Source organism: Streptomyces sp. NRRL S-378 (assembly GCF_000720645.1).
In the GTDB taxonomy this organism is placed as follows: domain Bacteria; phylum Actinomycetota; class Actinomycetes; order Streptomycetales; family Streptomycetaceae; genus Streptomyces.
On the sequence record NZ_JOBX01000048.1, the window covers coordinates 1 to 14,676 of the forward strand.

At 73.2% G+C, this 14,676-nt stretch carries 13 protein-coding genes, 1 tRNA gene and 1 pseudogene; 8 read left to right on the plus strand and 7 right to left on the minus strand.

Annotation, left to right across the window (positions count from 1 at the left end):
* Nucleotides 1-345 precede the first annotated feature (345 nt).
* Nucleotides 346-960: a histidine phosphatase family protein gene (locus IH80_RS0127690; protein ID WP_030964124.1), complete on the minus strand. Its 615-nt coding sequence runs from the start codon at nucleotides 958-960 to the stop codon at nucleotides 346-348.
* A gap of 126 nt (nucleotides 961-1,086) precedes the next feature.
* On the opposite strand from IH80_RS0127690, the gene IH80_RS0127695 reads away from it, so the two are divergent.
* The 3 genes from IH80_RS0127695 to IH80_RS0127705 are packed head-to-tail and all read left to right on the plus strand — an operon-like array spanning nucleotide 1,087 to nucleotide 5,173.
* Nucleotides 1,087-2,256, plus strand: a complete 1,170-nt coding sequence (locus IH80_RS0127695; protein WP_107056913.1) for a hypothetical protein — start codon at nucleotides 1,087-1,089, stop codon at nucleotides 2,254-2,256.
* On the plus strand, nucleotides 2,244-3,827 hold the full coding sequence (locus IH80_RS0127700; protein WP_030964127.1) for a hypothetical protein: 1,584 nt from the start codon (nucleotides 2,244-2,246) through the stop codon (nucleotides 3,825-3,827). The genes IH80_RS0127695 and IH80_RS0127700 overlap by 13 nt, the downstream gene beginning before the upstream one ends.
* Nucleotides 3,824-5,173, plus strand: coding sequence for an AAA domain-containing protein (locus tag IH80_RS0127705; RefSeq protein ID WP_234432403.1), 1,350 nt, complete (start codon nucleotides 3,824-3,826; stop codon nucleotides 5,171-5,173). The genes IH80_RS0127700 and IH80_RS0127705 overlap by 4 nt, the downstream gene beginning before the upstream one ends.
* A 30-nt stretch (nucleotides 5,174-5,203) precedes the next feature.
* On the opposite strand, the gene IH80_RS0127710 is transcribed toward IH80_RS0127705, so the two are convergent.
* Nucleotides 5,204-5,686 (minus strand): MarR family winged helix-turn-helix transcriptional regulator, encoded by a 483-nt coding sequence (locus tag IH80_RS0127710; RefSeq protein ID WP_030964129.1) that lies wholly within the window; start codon nucleotides 5,684-5,686, stop codon nucleotides 5,204-5,206.
* A gap of 114 nt (nucleotides 5,687-5,800) precedes the next feature.
* Here IH80_RS0127710 and IH80_RS0127715 point away from each other — a divergent pair, with 114 nt between their 5' ends.
* The 4 genes and pseudogenes from IH80_RS0127715 (at nucleotide 5,801) to IH80_RS0127730 (ending at nucleotide 7,782) form a co-directional block, all read left to right on the plus strand.
* On the plus strand, nucleotides 5,801-6,388 hold the full coding sequence (locus IH80_RS0127715) for an NADPH-dependent FMN reductase (RefSeq protein ID WP_030964130.1): 588 nt from the start codon (nucleotides 5,801-5,803) through the stop codon (nucleotides 6,386-6,388).
* 204 nt (nucleotides 6,389-6,592) lie between these two features.
* Entirely contained in the window at nucleotides 6,593-6,937 is a 345-nt protein-coding gene (locus tag IH80_RS0127720) for a hypothetical protein (RefSeq protein ID WP_030964132.1), read from the plus strand.
* A gap of 156 nt (nucleotides 6,938-7,093) precedes the next feature.
* Nucleotides 7,094-7,718, plus strand: a pseudogene (locus IH80_RS39755) (bifunctional DNA primase/polymerase).
* Nucleotides 7,709-7,782 (plus strand) — tRNA-Lys (locus tag IH80_RS0127730). The pseudogene IH80_RS39755 and the gene IH80_RS0127730 overlap by 10 nt, the downstream one beginning before the upstream one ends.
* 43 nt (nucleotides 7,783-7,825) lie before the next feature.
* Here the strand turns inward: IH80_RS0127730 and IH80_RS0127735 are convergent.
* A complete protein-coding gene (locus IH80_RS0127735; protein ID WP_030964136.1) occupies nucleotides 7,826-9,061 on the minus strand; it encodes a M6 family metalloprotease domain-containing protein in 1,236 nt (411 codons plus the stop codon).
* A 345-nt stretch (nucleotides 9,062-9,406) separates the two neighbouring features.
* Here IH80_RS0127735 and IH80_RS0127740 point away from each other — a divergent pair, with 345 nt between their 5' ends.
* On the plus strand, nucleotides 9,407-11,284 hold the full coding sequence (locus tag IH80_RS0127740) for a putative bifunctional diguanylate cyclase/phosphodiesterase (protein ID WP_051810033.1): 1,878 nt from the start codon (nucleotides 9,407-9,409) through the stop codon (nucleotides 11,282-11,284).
* Nucleotides 11,285-11,347: 63 nt separating this feature from the next.
* On the opposite strand, the gene IH80_RS0127745 is transcribed toward IH80_RS0127740, so the two are convergent.
* The 4 genes from IH80_RS0127745 to IH80_RS0127760 all read right to left on the minus strand — a co-directional run bounded on the left by IH80_RS0127745 (nucleotide 11,348) and on the right by IH80_RS0127760 (nucleotide 14,614).
* Complete coding sequence (locus IH80_RS0127745; protein ID WP_030964140.1) at nucleotides 11,348-12,658, minus strand: hypothetical protein; 1,311 nt, start codon at nucleotides 12,656-12,658, stop codon at nucleotides 11,348-11,350.
* 106 nt (nucleotides 12,659-12,764) lie between these two features.
* On the minus strand, nucleotides 12,765-13,970 hold the full coding sequence (locus IH80_RS0127750; protein ID WP_030964141.1) for a tachylectin-related carbohydrate-binding protein: 1,206 nt from the start codon (nucleotides 13,968-13,970) through the stop codon (nucleotides 12,765-12,767).
* Between the two features lie 21 nt (nucleotides 13,971-13,991).
* Nucleotides 13,992-14,267 carry a hypothetical protein gene (locus IH80_RS0127755; RefSeq protein ID WP_030964142.1) on the minus strand — a complete coding sequence of 92 codons (276 nt, stop codon included), beginning with the start codon at nucleotides 14,265-14,267 and terminating at the stop codon, nucleotides 13,992-13,994.
* A 5-nt stretch (nucleotides 14,268-14,272) separates the two neighbouring features.
* A complete protein-coding gene (locus IH80_RS0127760) occupies nucleotides 14,273-14,614 on the minus strand; it encodes a hypothetical protein (protein ID WP_030964143.1) in 342 nt (113 codons plus the stop codon).
* Nucleotides 14,615-14,676 lie beyond the last annotated feature (62 nt).

Genomic DNA, 14,676 nt, shown 5'->3' on the forward strand with positions numbered 1-14,676 from the left:
GACCAGGGCCGCCTGGCCGGGCCCGGGCAGCACGCGCCGAGCCGAGGAGATACCCCTGCCCGGCACCCCGACCCACCCGCACCACACCCGTACCCCGCCCCCGCCGCACACTCCGGCCGACCGGACCCCCGAGCAGCCCCGCAGGGGACCCGCCGCACGGTCCCGACCCGGCACAGCAACCCCGCAGGGGCACCGCACCACGCCCCATACCCCGGCCCCGCCGCACGACTCCGGTGGACCGGACCACCGCCCAGCCACCCCGCAGGGGACCGCCACGACCGGACCCCGCGGAGCAACCCCGCAGGGGCCCCGTACCCCGCCGGGCGGCAAGGGCGGCCCGGACTGCTACCCCCGCGGGAGCGGATCGGCGTCCAGGTGGCCCGTGTCGTTCCAGCGCTCCAGGGCCGGTGCTCCGTACGCCCAGCCCAGGACCGAGAGGGACGTCGGCTCCAGGCGGATGCGGGCGCCGAAGGACGCGTCGAAGCCCAGCCAGCGCGCGGCCAGCGTGCGCAGGATGTGTCCGTGGGCGAAGACCAGGACGTCCCGCTCCGCCGAGCGCGCCCACGCCACCACCTCGTCGGCACGGGCCGAGACGTCGGCCACCGACTCGCCGCCCGGGACGCCGTCGCGCCAGATCAGCCAGCCCGGCCGGACCGCCTGGATCTCGGCCGGGGTCATGCCCTCGTACTCGCCGTAGTCCCACTCCAGCAGCGCGTCCCACGGTTCGGCCCGGGCGCCGAAGCCGGCCAGGTCGCAGCTCTCGCTCGCGCGGACCAGCGGGCTGGTGCGCACCTCCAGGCCGGGCAGGCCCTTCCACGGGTCGCGGGCCAGGCGGTCGCCGAGCAGTTGCGCGCCCTGTTTGCCCTCCTCCAGCAGCGGCACGTCCGTGCGTCCGGTGTGCTTGCCGAGCTGGGACCACGCCGTCTGGCCGTGGCGGGCCAGCAGGATGCGGGGGGCCATGCGAATCTCCCGATCGGTGCGTTTCCTCGTCCGCCCATCATCCATCACGCTCCCGGCCGCCCCTCCCAGCGGCCCGTTTCCGCACTCCGCACACGATTGTCAGTGGCGGATGGGACACTTCCGCGGGTGAGCTCTTACCCGCCCCGCAGTCCCGCGCAGCCGACCACGCTGCGGCAGCGGCTCGCCGGCCTGCGAGGTCCTGACGTACAGCCCCGCCCGCTCGACGCCCGGGCGCTGGCGGCCCTGGCCGCCAACCCCGGCTGCGGCAGACGCGCCCTGCTCGACGGCGCCGGTGTGGACAAGAACGCCCTGGCCACGGCCCTCGGCTCGCCCGCCGCCTTCGGGCAGTCGCAGTTCGCCATCGTCCGCGGGAACTCCTTCGAGGCGAAGGTGAAGGGCGACGGCGGCGCCGAGCTGCTGCGGCTGGTCCACGGGCATCTGGATCCGGCCGCCGAGCCGCCCGGGGCCGGCGCCCGCGTTCCCGACCTGACGGCCGCCGGGCCCGAGGGCCGCGCCGCGCGGACCGCCCTGGCCCTGCGCGAGGCCACCGCGGCGGAGGAGTGGACGCTGCTGGACCACCCGATGCTGGCCCTGGAGGTGGCCGGTTCCCCGGCCTATCTGGAGCCGGACGCCGTGGTCGTGCACCCCGACGGCCGCTGGACCGTGGTGGAGATCAAGTCGTTCCCCATGATCGACGCGGCCGCGGACGCCGCGAAGGTGGGCGCGGCGGCCCGGCAGGCCGCCGTCTACGTCCTGGCCTTGGAGCGGACCGCCGGGAAGCTGGCCGGCGCCGAGGTCGGGCACACCGTGCTGCTGGTCTGCCCGAAGGACTTCTCCAACCTGCCCACGGCCGCCCCCGTCGACATCCGCCGCGAGCGCTCGGTGACCCGCCGCCAGCTGGACCGGCTGACCCGGGTCGAGGAGCTGGCCGCCGCGCTGCCCGAGGGGCTCAGCTTCGACCCGGAGCGGACCGCCGAGGAGCTGGCCGAGGCGGTGTCCGCGGTGGACGCCGCCTACGCCCCCGAGTGCCTGGCCGCCTGCGAGCTGGCCTTCCACTGCCGGGAGCGGGCCCGCGCCGCCGACGAGGTGACCGCGCTGGGCCGTTCCGTGCGGGGTGAGCTGGGCTCGCTGACCACCGTCGAGGAGGCCCTCGCGGCGGCCGCCGGCGGCGGGTGCGCCGAGGACCCCACCGCCGCCGCCCTGCACCGCGCGGCCCGGCTGCGCGCCGAGGCGCTGGAGGCCGCTGCCGCCCGTCCCCGTCCGCACGCTCCGGAGATCCCCGAATGCCCCTGCTGAGCACCCTGGCCCGGCTGGAGGCCGTCCGCGCGGGCCGCGCCCAGCCGATCGCGACGGTGCGCCACCGTCACCTGAGCGAGAAGCCGCTGGTCTTCGTGCCGCTGACGACGGCCGGTGAGGCCGGGGCCCCGCTGGGCGCGCTGGTCGGCACCGACCGGCACGATCCGCGCGTCTTCGTGATACCCCAGCCCCGTGACCGGGACCTGCGCTGGGCGTTCCTCGCCGACCTCGCCGTGCACGTGCTGGCGCACATCGAGGCGTACGCCGACGCGGTGGAGCCGGCCGAGCGCACCGAGACCGATCCGGAGACGGGCAAGAGGGTCAAGGTGGAGACGGAGCTGTGCGTCGACGCCCCGCAGCTGATCGTGCCGAGCCGGGCGGGCATCGAGTACGTCCGCCTGCTCGGGCGGTCGATGAGGTTCCGGCGCACCGCGGAGGAGGATCCGGACAATCCCTTCCCGGCGCCGTCGCGGGTGCCGCTGCTGGGCCGCTGGTTCACGCACCTCGGTGAGCGCGCGCGGGTGCCCGGGTCCTCGATGCTGCTGTCGGCGACGGATCTGCTGTCCCGGCACTGGGCGACGGGCCAGAGCAATCTGGAGGACCAGCACCTGGGCGCGCTCCTGGCCTGGATCGCCCCGCCGGGGGGCGGGTCGGGGGCGGAGGCGGCCCTGCGTGCGGAGCTGGGCCGGGACGAGCACGGCCAGTTGCTGTGCCCTCCGGCCGGTCCGGCCACCGACCCGGCCTTCGACAACAAGCTGCTGGCGCCGGCCATCGCCCGCTACGACGCGGCGCGCGCGGCCCTGGCGGCCGGGCCGGGGGACGACGACCGTGAGGTGCGGACGGCCGAACGGGCCGTGCGCCGGCTGGTCGTGGACCAGATGTCGAGCACCTGGTGGGCGACGTGGGAGGCGATCGACCTGGTCCGCGGGCTGCCGCCGGGCGAGCGGGCGCAGGAGCGCTGGGCGCGCGACCGCTGGTCGTACACGGGGCACCGGGACCGCGTGCGGGCGGGCGAGCCGCCGCAGCCGCGCCGCGACGACGCGGTGACGGCGGCCCAGAAGCTGGCCACGCGGGAGACCGAGCAGGTGCGGCTGGACGCCCAGGAGGCGCTGGACGACCCGCTCGTCATGGCGGGCCGGCGGCTGGCGGGCGAGGCCTTCGCGGGCGAGGTCACCGAGGTGGTGATGGAGTGGACGGAGTCGAAGCGGCCGAGTCCGCGTCCGCTGGTGACGGTGTCCACGGAGGACCGGCCGCAGCTCGCGGACGGGGGCGTGGTGAAGGTGTACCGCTCCCTGGACGGGCGGCCGCAGAGCGCGCAGTTCGTCCGTGTCGAGGAGGACGGGCAGGTGGTGCTGCGGCTCCTCGACAAGATGGGCCGCGGCCGGGACCCGGAGCCGGGTTCCGTGCCCGAGAAGGGCGACCGCGTGTGCTGGACGCTGTTCGAGCACGACGCGCGCGGTGGCCCGAAGCTCCCGGACCCGGAGCGGACGCCGTGGACCCATGGCGGCCCGCCGGGGTCCGGGTCCGCCGTTCACCTTCCCGACGCCGTCACCGACGAGGACATCCTGTGACTCCTGTGTCCGCTCCCGCCGCCTTCGACCCGGGTGCGGCGGCCGCCCGGGCGACCGCCGCGATCCTGCACGACACCCTGTACGGGACCGAGCGGGGTGTCGTCGTCGACTCTCCGCCGGGGGCCGGCAAGTCCACGCTGGTGGTCCGGGCGTCCCGGGAGCTGGCCGCCGCGGGGCGCCGGCTGATGGTGGTGGCACAGACGAACGCGCAGGTCGACGACCTGGTGCTGCGGCTGGCCGACAAGGATCCGGAGCTGAAGGTCGGCCGGCTGCACAGCAGTGAGGGGGATTCCTACGATCCGGCGCTGCGGGAGCTGCCGTCGGTGACCCTCTCGGCGAAGCCCGGGGATCTCGCGGAGCTGCCGATCACCATTTCGACGGCGGCGAAGTGGGCGTTCGTGAAGGACGTCGAGCCCTGGCAGCACGCGATCGTCGACGAGGCGTACCAGATGCGCTCCGACGCGCTGCTGGCGGTGGCCGGGCTGTTCGAGCGGGCGCTGTTCGTGGGCGACCCGGGGCAGCTGGACCCGTTCAGCGTGGTCGGCGCGGAGCAGTGGGCGGGGTTGTCCTACGATCCGTCGGCGTCGGCGGTGAGCACGCTGCTGGCGCACAACCCGCAGCTGCCGCAGCACCGGCTGCCGGTGTCCTGGCGGCTGCCGGCGACGGCGGCGCCGCTGGTGTCCCGCGCGTTCTACCCGTACACGCAGTTCCGCAGCGGTACGGGGCCGGGCGACCGGAGGCTGTCGTACGGGGTGGCCTCGGACGGGTCGGGCCCGGACCGGGTGCTGGACGAGGCTGCGGAGGCGGGCTGGGGGCTGCTGGAGCTGCCTGCGCGGCACACGCCGCGGACCGATCCGGAGGCGGTCGGCGCGGTGGCCCTGGTGGTGCGCCGGGCCCTGGACCGGGGGGCGGTGACGTCCGACGAGCAGTCCTCGGGGCCGGTGGCGCTGACGGCCGACCGGATCGCGGTCGGCACTGCGCACCGCGACCAGGCGGCGGCGGTCCGCGCGGCGCTGGCCTCGCTGGGGGTCTCGGGGGTCACGGTGGACACGGCGAACCGGCTGCAGGGCCGCGAGTACGACCTCACGGTGGTCCTGCACCCGCTCTCGGGGCGCCCGGACGCGACGGCCTTCCATCTGGAGACGGGCCGGCTGTGCGTGCTGGCCTCGCGGCACCGGCACGCCTGTGTGGTGGTGGCCCGGGCGGGCATAGCGGAGCTGCTGGACGACCACCCGTCGACGGAGCCGGTGCAGCTCGGGGTGACGGTGAAGTTCCCGGACGGCTGGGAGGCGAACCACTCGGTCCTGGCGCACCTGGCGGAGCACCGGGTGCGCTGGCGGCCGTAGGGGGGTCCCGCCGGTCGGGGCGGGGTCCGCTCAGTGCCGGCCCTTGCGGGGGGTCCCGAGGCGGTGGCGGAGCACCTCGCCGACCTCGGCCAGGGCCTGGAGCTGCTGCGGGGTCAGGATGTCGATGAGGTGGCGGCGCACCGATTCCACGTGGAGCGGTGCGGCTTCGGTGATCGCGGTCACCCCGGCGGCGGTGAGGACCACCTCGGCACCCCGGCCGTCGGTCGCGACGTCCTCGCGGCGGACGACGCCGCGCTGTTCCATGCGCGTGAGCTGGTGGGACAGCCTGCTGCGCGACCACTGCATCAGGTCGGCCAGTGCGCTGATCCGCATGCGGTGCCCGTCCGTGGAGCCGAGCACGGACAGCACGTCGTAGTCGGCTTCGGAGAGCCCGCTGTCCTGTCCCAGGTCGCGGGCGATCTCCGCGTTGACCAGCGGGAACATCCGCCGCCACGCGTACCAGGCGTCCTGCTCGGCCTCGGTGAGCCAGCGGGGCTCGGATGCGGGGGTCATGTCTTCCACTGTAACCAGATCGGTGACACATCATCTACCTTGTTGACACGTCACACACATAACGCTTTCATTAGGTGACACATCAACAACCGCATCGATCGGGAGAGTCCGCCCATGACCCGCCTGCACGTCATCTCCGCCGCCACCCGCCCCACCTCCTCCGGCCGCCCGCTCGCCCAGTGGGTCACCGGCCGGGCCCGCGAGCACGGCGGCTTCGAGGTCACCCCGGTCGACCTCGCCGAGATCGCACTGCCCTTCCTGGACGAGCCCGAATACGCCTCCACCGGGAACTACGCCCATCAGCACACCCGCGACTGGAGCGCCCTGGTCGACTCCGCCGACGCCTTCCTCCTCGTCCTGCCGATGTACAACGGCGGCTTCACGGCGCCCTTCAAGAACGCCATCGACTTCCTCTACAACGAGTGGAAGGGCAAGCCGGTCGGCATCGTCAGCTACAGCGCCGGCCCCACCGGCGGCGCCCCGGCCGCCGAGATGCTGCTTCCCGTCCTGACCCGCCTCGGCATGCGGCCCGCCGAGCACTCCGTCGCGATCCCGGGCATCCGCAAGCTGATCGGCGCCGAGGGCTTCGAGGCCCCCGAGACCCTCTCCGGCGAGCTGGCCGCCGTACTGGCCGACGTGGCCGAGCTGGCGGCGAAGCGCGAGGCGGAACTCGCGGCGGAGGCGGTCACGGTCACCGCCTGAGCGGCCTTCCGGCCGGGTGGCGGTACTCCTTGCGGGGCTGACGGCCGATCACCTGAACGACTCTCCCGCCACCGGATCCACCCCTCCGCTCGCGCGCCCCATTCTCCGTACAGGCGTTCCCTCCCGTCGGGGCGCGCCCTTGCGGGGCATTGGACAATGGACGGTGGCCCGGAAGGATTTCGCACGCGCACCAGGAGGACAGGGATGGCAGAGCCCGAGCGGACCGAGCGGCGGCTGCGGCCGGCGCCTCTGCTCTTCGAGCCCTCGGAGGCCGTGGCGGATCCGGAGCACTTCTTCGACCTGGAATCGATCGAGGACCCGCGCGAGCTGCTGGCCCGCGCGACCGAGCTGACCCTCGCCTTCCGGGCGGCGCAGGAGCGGGCGGTGGAGTTCCAGGCCCTGGCGGCGGCCCAGCTGGCGGATCCGCGGCGCTTCGACCGGCTCACCGCCGCGGCCATCGCCGAACGGGCGGAGTGGACGGAGGACTACGCCCGCAAGATGATCGAATTCGGCGAGACCCTCCAGCACGGCCGCGCCGACCTGGCGTAGCGGCCGGGGCGGCCGGCATCGTGGCCGCCGGGCTCGTCACCCCGGGGCGCTGCGGCCCGGCATATGCGGGGGCAACATACTCCAGACCTACTCACCCTGTCCCGGTTTTCGGTAACTCCTGGAGTTCGGACCGCTACGGCGGGTAGACCTTGGCATATGACGACGCTGACGACGGCCCACGGATGCACCGCCCTCCATGCGCGCGGCGAGCGCACGCGCACCGCGCCCGCCACGCACGTCACGCCGCAGGGAGCCGCCTGGCTGACCTCGGCCTCCGCGTATCCCCGGCGCACGCTCGCGCTGTGGGAGGCCCGGCCCGGCCTGTCGGCGACGCTGCCCTGCGGGGAGGTCTTCGACGTCGTCAACGTCCCGCTGGTCCTCGGGCGGCGCGTCCTGGACCTGCTCTGGGCCGAGGGCCCCGGCTCCGGCCCGGTGGCCGTGCACCGCGGCCGGATGCTGCTCTTCGCCGCCCCCGGCACCGCGCACCGGCTGCCCGCCCTGCTGGCATGGGAGGAGTGGGGTGCCTCGCGCACCGCCCCGGCGCCCCTGTGCCACGGCCGGGGCGACGCCGTCACCGTGCCGCCGCTCGCCGCCGGCCCCGGCCCGTCGCGGTGGGTCGTGGCCCCCGATGCGCGGGAGCCCTGGCTTCCCGGGCCGGAGGCGCTGCTCTGGGCCTTCGTACGGGCAGCGCGCACCGCCACACCGACGGGACCTGGGGATATCGATTTTTCGTTCCGTCGATCCTCCTGCTAATGTCTTCCTCGTCAGCAAGCGCCGCTAGCTCAGTTGGTTAGAGCAGCTGACTCTTAATCAGCGGGTCCGGGGTTCGAGTCCCTGGCGGCGCACAGACGGAAGAAGGCCCTCCACGCGAGTGGGGGGCCTTCTTCGTCATGTCGTGATCTTCACCGTGTATGCGCCGGACCGGGTGCGGTCGGCCACCTCGATGGTGATCCGCTCCCCCGGCACCGTGTACGTCTCGCCCACCTCCAGCGGTGCGTCCGCCAGCGGCGGGTACACCGAGCGGTCCCAGCAGGCCTCCGTCTGCGGGTGCGCGTCCAGCACCTCGATGGGGCCGCCTCCCGACGCCGCCTCGTTGCGCACCCGGTAGACCAGCACGCCTTCGGTGCAGCTGTCGCCGTCGTTGCCGGACGAGCCCCGCGCCTCGACGGCGATCGCGCTGCCGGGCCCCGTACGGACGACCGCGAGCCGGGTGCCGCCCGTGCCGCCGCTCGGCGGGGCCTGCCCCAGCGGCTGCAGGGTGTGCAGCGACGAGCCCGACTGCACGCAGTCCACCTGGGAGGCCTCCAGCCAGCCCAGCTTCCACTTGTGCCAGGCGAAGAGGTCCGGGGACATCCCGAACTGGCTGCCCATGACGTCCCAGTCCCCGACGTAGGTGTCCCAGTCGCCCTTGCCGTCCGTGGGCCGGTGGTAGAGGTCCGGCAGGTCGAAGACGTGCCCCGTCTCGTGGGCCAGCACGTTGCGGTCCGGCGGGTGGCGTTCGAAGACGGTGACGATCCGCCGCAGTTCCGCGCCGTCGGCGACGATCGGGCGGTCGAAGTTCACGACCTTCGTGGCGTCGGAGTCGACCCCGGGCGCGTCCGGGTCGGCGACGAAGTAGACGACGTCGTACGCGCCGAAGTCCACCTGGGCGTCGGCCGCGGCGACCGCGTCCCGCAGGTAGGCGGCCCGGTCGCCGGGGGCCCAGTCGCGCTTTATCCCGTACGCGGTGGACGGCTTGGGCATCCGGATCCACTGCTTCTGCGGGTGCGGGACCAGGCGGAACCGCCCGTACGAGGCCTGCTCGAAGAAGTCGCTGGTGGCGGGGAAGTAGTCACGGGTGAGCAGTTCGGGGGTCAGGGTGCCGGTGTGGTCGGGGAAGGAGAGGAAAACCATGACCGCGTCGAGCGTGCGCTCCGGCTTGGGGTAGGCGCCGTTCCAGGTGTCCAGCCCGAGCGAGTGGTGCGCGGCCGTGCGGGTCAGCGCGCAGGGCCCGGCGCCGGAGTCGGCCACCGCGGGACCCGCGACGAGCGACATGGCGGCGAGCGCCGTCAGGGAAGTGAGTGCCGCGGCGGTACTTCGGACGCGAGAGCGGTCCACTCCCCCGGGTGTCTGCTGTCGCGTCACATCGACCTCCGGTGGTGGATTCGTGCCTGTTTAGCCACCTTGAGGCGATTGTCTTACTAATGCCCTGTTCCGCTGCCCCACACGAGTGAGCGGTGCGGCAAGCCGGTGACCCGCGGGGTTCACGCGGTTGCCTACGGAACGTCACGACCGATCACCCGAGATCAGTGGGGACCACGCGCCGCTCAGAGCCGCGCAGAAACGATCACGCGATCTTGGTCCGACGATCCGTCATCACACCGAACCTCCGCGTCTCAACCGGTGACGCCGCTGGATAGGGCCTCCCCACAGCCTCTATGATCGGCACACTTTCCTGCACGGACACTCACGAACACTGCGGGGCCAACGGTGAGCGGAACCTCAGAAGGAACCGGTTCGGCGGCCGACAGCATCCGATCGGCCATTACGGAGCGTCACCCGGCAGTGCCGGCAGTGCCGTCGGCGTCCCATCGCGCCGAGTCCGAGCTGCGCGACTACCGGGCCGCCTTCAACGCGGCCCACCTCGCCATGGCGGTCGTGGACCGCGAAGGCTACGTGGTCACGGCCAATCAGGCATTCGCCGGCCTGCTCGGCAGCGAACCGCACGCACTCGTCCACCGCTGCGCCGCCGACCTGGTGGACCTGGCCGCCGAGGCCCGTACCTGGGCCGCGTACCAGGAGGTCCTGCGCGGACGGCAGGCCCGGCTGCGCTGCACCCGCCGCCTCAAGCACCCCGACGGACACTCGCTGTGGACCGAGGTCACCCTGGGACCGGTGCCGGGCACCGGCAACGTCCTGCTGTCCGTCTCCGACATCAGCGACCGGCGCGACCTCCAGGCCCGGCTGCGGCACCTCCAGATGCACGACCCGGTCACACGGCTGCCCAACCGGGCGCTGTTCTTCGAACGGCTCTCCGCCGCCCTGGAGGCGTCCTCCTACGACCACGGCGGCGGCACCGGCCGGATCGGCCTGTGCTACCTGGACCTCGACGGCTTCAAGGCCGTCAACGACACCCTCGGACACCGCGTCGGCGACCGGCTGCTGACGGCCGTCGCCTCCCGGCTGACCCAGTGCGCCGACCAGTCCGGCTACGGGCGCCGGGGCGGGCACCTGGTCGCACGGCTCGGCGGCGACGAGTTCGCCCTGCTCGTGGAGGACTCCACCGGTACCGAACAGCTCGCGGACCTGGCCAGCAACGTCCTGGCCGCCGTGCAGGAGCCGTTCGACCTGGCCGGGCAGCGGCTGTCGGTCTCCGCGTCCATCGGCGTGGTGGAGCGGGCCACGGACGGGACCTCCGCGACCGGGCTGATGCAGGCCGCCGACACCACCCTGTACTGGGCCAAGGCGGACGGCAAGGCCCGCTGGACCCTCTTCGACCCGGAGCGCAACGCCCACCGCATGACCCGGCAGGCGCTGTCCTCCACGCTGCGGCCGGCCGTGGAGCGGGGCGAGTTCGCGCTGGAGTACCAGCCGCTGGTGGACCTGGAGAGCGGCGCGCTGCGCGGGGTGGAGGCGCTGGTGCGCTGGAACCACCCGCAGTTCGGCACGCTCACGCCGAATCGGTTCATCGGTATCGCCGAGGAGGACGGCTCCATCGTCCAGCTGGGGCAGTGGGTGCTGCGGACGGCGTGCCGGCAGGCGCGGCGCTGGCAGATCGAGCAGCCCAGCGACACCCCGGTCTTCGTGTCCGTCAACGTCGCCGTCCGGCAGGTGTGGGACTCCGACCTGGTGGGCGACGTCGCGGAGATCCTCTCCGAGACGGGCCTGGCACCGCAGCTGCTGCAGCTGGAGCTGACCGAGTCGGCGGTGATGGGCTCGGCCGGAAGACCGCTGCAGGCCCTGCAGGCGCTGAGCGACATGGGCGTGCGCATCGCCATCGACGACTTCGGCACCGGCTATTCGAACCTGGCCTACCTCAGCCGGCTGCCGGTCTCGGTGCTGAAGCTGGACGGCTCGTTCGTCCGGGGCTTCCGCTACGACGAGGGCGCGCACCCGAACCCGGCCGACGAGACCATCGTGGAGGCCCTGGTGCAGCTCGCCCACCGGCTCGGCCTCACCGTGACCGCGGAATGCGTGGAGACGGCCGGGCAGGCGGCCCGGCTGCGGCGCGTCGGCTGCGACACGGGCCAGGGCTGGCTGTACTCCCGCGCGGTGGCCCCGGACGTGATCGCCCGCATGATCGGCCGCCGCGTGGAGGCGCCGGCCGCCCCTCTCCCCGACGAACCGGCCCAGCACCCGCTGGTCTGAACGGCTCCGACCGCGCCGAAGGCCGGACCGTCCGAGGGGCGGTCCGGCCTTCCGGCATGCGGGTCAGCCGTTGACGGTCTGGTCGTAGCGCAGGGCGACGTAGCCGGAGGCGGCGTGGCCGGCGATCCGTCCGTCGCTGCCGCCGCTCAGGTAGTCCTGGCCGCGCATCATGTCGTCGTTCGGGTTGGACTCGTGGATGTACGAGAACTTCCCGGCGCCCTTGTCGATCCACTTCTCGAACAGCACCACGTGCCCGTCCGAGGTGTTCAGCGCGTCACCGGGCTGCAGGTCGGACTTGGAGATGGTGGTGCTGACGCTCGGCAGGCTGGCGGTCGTGTAGCTGGTGGAGGCGTGCCACGCCATGGAGATGAAGCCCGAGCAGTCGGTGCGGTAGGTGTGGTCGCCGTCCGGGTCGGAGGCGTACGCGCTCTGGCTGTAGGGGATGTCGCGGTTCAGCCAGTTCACGGCGCGGCTCATGATCTCGCTGCGCGCGATCTGGCCGCCCTTGGTGGAGGGCGTGGGGGTGGGCGGGGCGGGCGGCTGGTACGTGCAGTCGTTGGCGAAGGCGGAGAGCAGGCTCTGGGTCCAGCCGCTCGCGTCGACCGGGTCACCGGGGTGGTAGGCGATGTCGTCGCCCTTGCCGTCGGTGGGGTCGGCGTCGTGGTACCAGTACATGCCGCCGTTCGTCCGGCCGTAGTAGAGGCCGCCGCCGGGCGAGACCAGGCTGTCGACCGCCGACCAGCCGCTGCCCTTGAGCTGCGAGCTCTCCCAGTCCCCGACGCCGTTGATCTGGTAGGAGAGCAGCCTGCCGTCGGCCGTGCTGGCGACGAGGACGTCGTCGCCCGCCGCGGCGAGGGTCTTGAGGACGAAGCCCTCGTCGATCACGACGTGCTTGGCGATGTGGGCGGGTCCGCTGGGCTTGGCCTGGGAGACGTTGTACCGGTGCAGCTGGCCGGCGACGGTGCCGTAGAGGTGGCCGGCGCCGTCGTAGGTCATCTTGTCGAAGGTCCAGCCGCCGTCCCAGATCTTCGTGACGCCGGCCAGGACGAGGGCGTTGTCGTTGGTCTGGATGTCGACGCGGTACAGCTCTCCGGCCGTGGACGTCACGAGGACGGTGTTGAAGTTGAGGGTGGCCATCGCCTTGGGCGTGAAGCCGAGGTTCGCGCCGATCAGCGTCTTGACGCGGTCTCCCGTGTTGGGGGATATCGCCGTGTAGGTGAGGCGGCCGTCGGGGAGCGTGCCGTAGACGGACACGTTGCCGCCGCAGATGGCGGCGGCCTGGGCCGGTGCCGAGGTGACGGTGACCAGGCCGAGGGTCGTGGCGCCGACGGCGAGGGTGGCGGCGAGGCGGCGCTTGAGGGACGACGAGAGCATGGGTGTCTCCGGTTTCGGGCGGCCCGGACGTACGCGCGTCGGGCCGGGGAGGGGGAGGCGAAGCGGCAGGAGGGGGGAGGCGAAGCGGCAGGAGAAGGGCTGCGGCTCAGTACCAGTTGTTGTTCAGGAAGTGGTTCCAGGCCGCGCAGGGCGTGCCGTACCGGCCGTCGATGTAGGACAGGCCCCACTTGATCTGGGTGACGGGGTTGGTGCGCCAGTCGTCACCGAAGGCGTCCATCTTGGAGCCGGGCAGGGCCTGCGGGATGCCGTAGGCCGTGGAGCCGGGGTTGTCGGCCCAGTAGCGCCAGCCGCTCTCCTTGTCCCACAGCTGCTCCAGGCAGTTCCACTGCGTGGAGTTGTTCCAGGCGCCGCCGTCGTGCTTGTTCATCAGGTCGCGCCCGGCCGCCTTCACCGCCGGGATGTCCCGGCCGTCGAGCGGCTCCGTGGTGGTGGTGCAGCTGAAGGTGGCCGGCTGGGCGGAGAGCAACTGCTGCGTCCAGCCACCGGTGTTGACGGGGTCGTCGTTGTGGTAGGCGATGTCGGCGCCGGAGCCGTCGGCCGGGTCGGCGTCCTTGTACCAGTACATGGCGCCGGTGGTGGCGATCCGGCCGTAGTAGAGGCCGCCGCCGGGTGAGACGACCTGGTCGAAGGCGGACCAGCCCGAGGTCTTGAGGTCGTCGCGGTCCCAGCTGCCGTCGCTGCCGATCGTGTACGAGTAGAGGGCGCCGGCCCCGGTGGTGGCGAGCAGCCGGTCGTCCCCGGCTGCGGTGAGGGTCTTCAGGACGAAGCCGCTGCCGATCTCCTTGCGCTGGCCGATGTGCGCCGAGCCGGTCGGCTTGGGCTGCGAGACCAGGTACTGGATCAGCACTCCCCCGGCCGTCCCGTAGAGGTGGCCGTGTCCGTCGTAGGTGAGCTTGTCGTGGGTCCAGCCGCTGTCGAAGAGCTTGACGGGCGGGCGTTCCAGGACGAGGGAGGTGTTGTTGGTGAGGACGTCGAGGCGGTAGAGCGCACCCGTCGTCGAGGTGACGAGGATCGTGTTGAAGTTCAGGGTGGCCATCGCCCTGGGCTCGAAGCCCAGGTCGGCACCGACCAGCACCTTCTTCAGCTCGCCGGTGGCCGGTGTGATGGTGCTGAAGGTGAGGCGGCCGTCGGGGAGGACGCCGTAGAGGGAGGCGGTTCCGCTGCAGGTGGTCGCGGCGGTTGCCGCGGGAGCGGCGGCGACGGCCGCGGCGGTGAGCAGGCCGGCTCCGAGGGCGCCGGACAGGGCGGCGACCGCGGTCTTGCGGGCAGCCCGGCGGAGGGTGGTGGTCACGGGTGTTCCTTCGTGAGGGCGTCAGCGACGTGGTTCGGCGGTGCGGTAGCCGTGGGCGCACAAGGGGGCGCGGGCTCCGTCGAGGAGCGCGCGGGCCTGGTCCAGGGCGGCGGCCTCGGAAACGGCACGCAGGAAGAGGTAGAGGTCGACGCCTTGGCCGGCGTCCTTGGCCCGGACGTGTTCGAGCCCGTGCGCGGCCTCGGCGTGGGCCCAGATCAGGTCGGAGAGGAGCGCGAGCACGCCGGGGCGGTCGGGGTCCTGTCGGGGCCCCGACAGGGCGGCCCGGACGATGCGCACGCCGGCTAGTCCCAGTTGATGCTGCCGTCGGCGTCCGCCGGGGGCGTGTCCCAGTTGATGCTGCCGTCGGCGTCCGCCGGGGGCGTGTCCCAGTTGATGCTGGCGCCGACGTGGCTGCCTTCGGCGGGGGCGGGCGCCGAGGTGGCCGTGACGGCGGCGGCGCAGAGGGCGGCGAAGGCGGCGGCGACAGCGGCGAGGCGGGCGGTGCGGGACATGGCTTCCCCCGAGGTCGAGTGCTGGGTGGTGGTCCGTTCGGTGCGGTGTGCTGCTGCGCGCTGTCCCGGATCGGCCTTGAGGCTCTGGCCCGAGCCGGGGACTCCCGCCCCCGCCGTTCCGGTGATCACCATGCTGCTGTCCCGGCGAGCGGTGCAGAAGGGTTTCCGGCTGGCACCAAGAGGTCTGGCACCTT

What these genes read in the sequence shown, in the direction of transcription:
- IH80_RS0127720 (WP_030964132.1), top strand. Translation starts at nt 6,593, where the DNA reads ATGGCAGAGCCCGAGCGGACCGAGCGGCGGCTGCGGCCGGCGCCTCTG.
- IH80_RS0127715 (WP_030964130.1), top strand. Translation starts at nt 5,801, where the DNA reads ATGACCCGCCTGCACGTCATCTCCGCCGCCACCCGCCCCACCTCCTCC.
- IH80_RS0127760 (WP_030964143.1), bottom strand. Translation starts at nt 14,614, where the DNA reads ATGGTGATCACCGGAACGGCGGGGGCGGGAGTCCCCGGCTCGGGCCAG.
- IH80_RS0127690 (WP_030964124.1), bottom strand. Translation starts at nt 960, where the DNA reads ATGGCCCCCCGCATCCTGCTGGCCCGCCACGGCCAGACGGCGTGGTCC.
- IH80_RS0127745 (WP_030964140.1), bottom strand. Translation starts at nt 12,658, where the DNA reads ATGCTCTCGTCGTCCCTCAAGCGCCGCCTCGCCGCCACCCTCGCCGTC.
- IH80_RS0127700 (WP_030964127.1), top strand. Translation starts at nt 2,244, where the DNA reads ATGCCCCTGCTGAGCACCCTGGCCCGGCTGGAGGCCGTCCGCGCGGGC.
- IH80_RS0127710 (WP_030964129.1), bottom strand. Translation starts at nt 5,686, where the DNA reads ATGACCCCCGCATCCGAGCCCCGCTGGCTCACCGAGGCCGAGCAGGAC.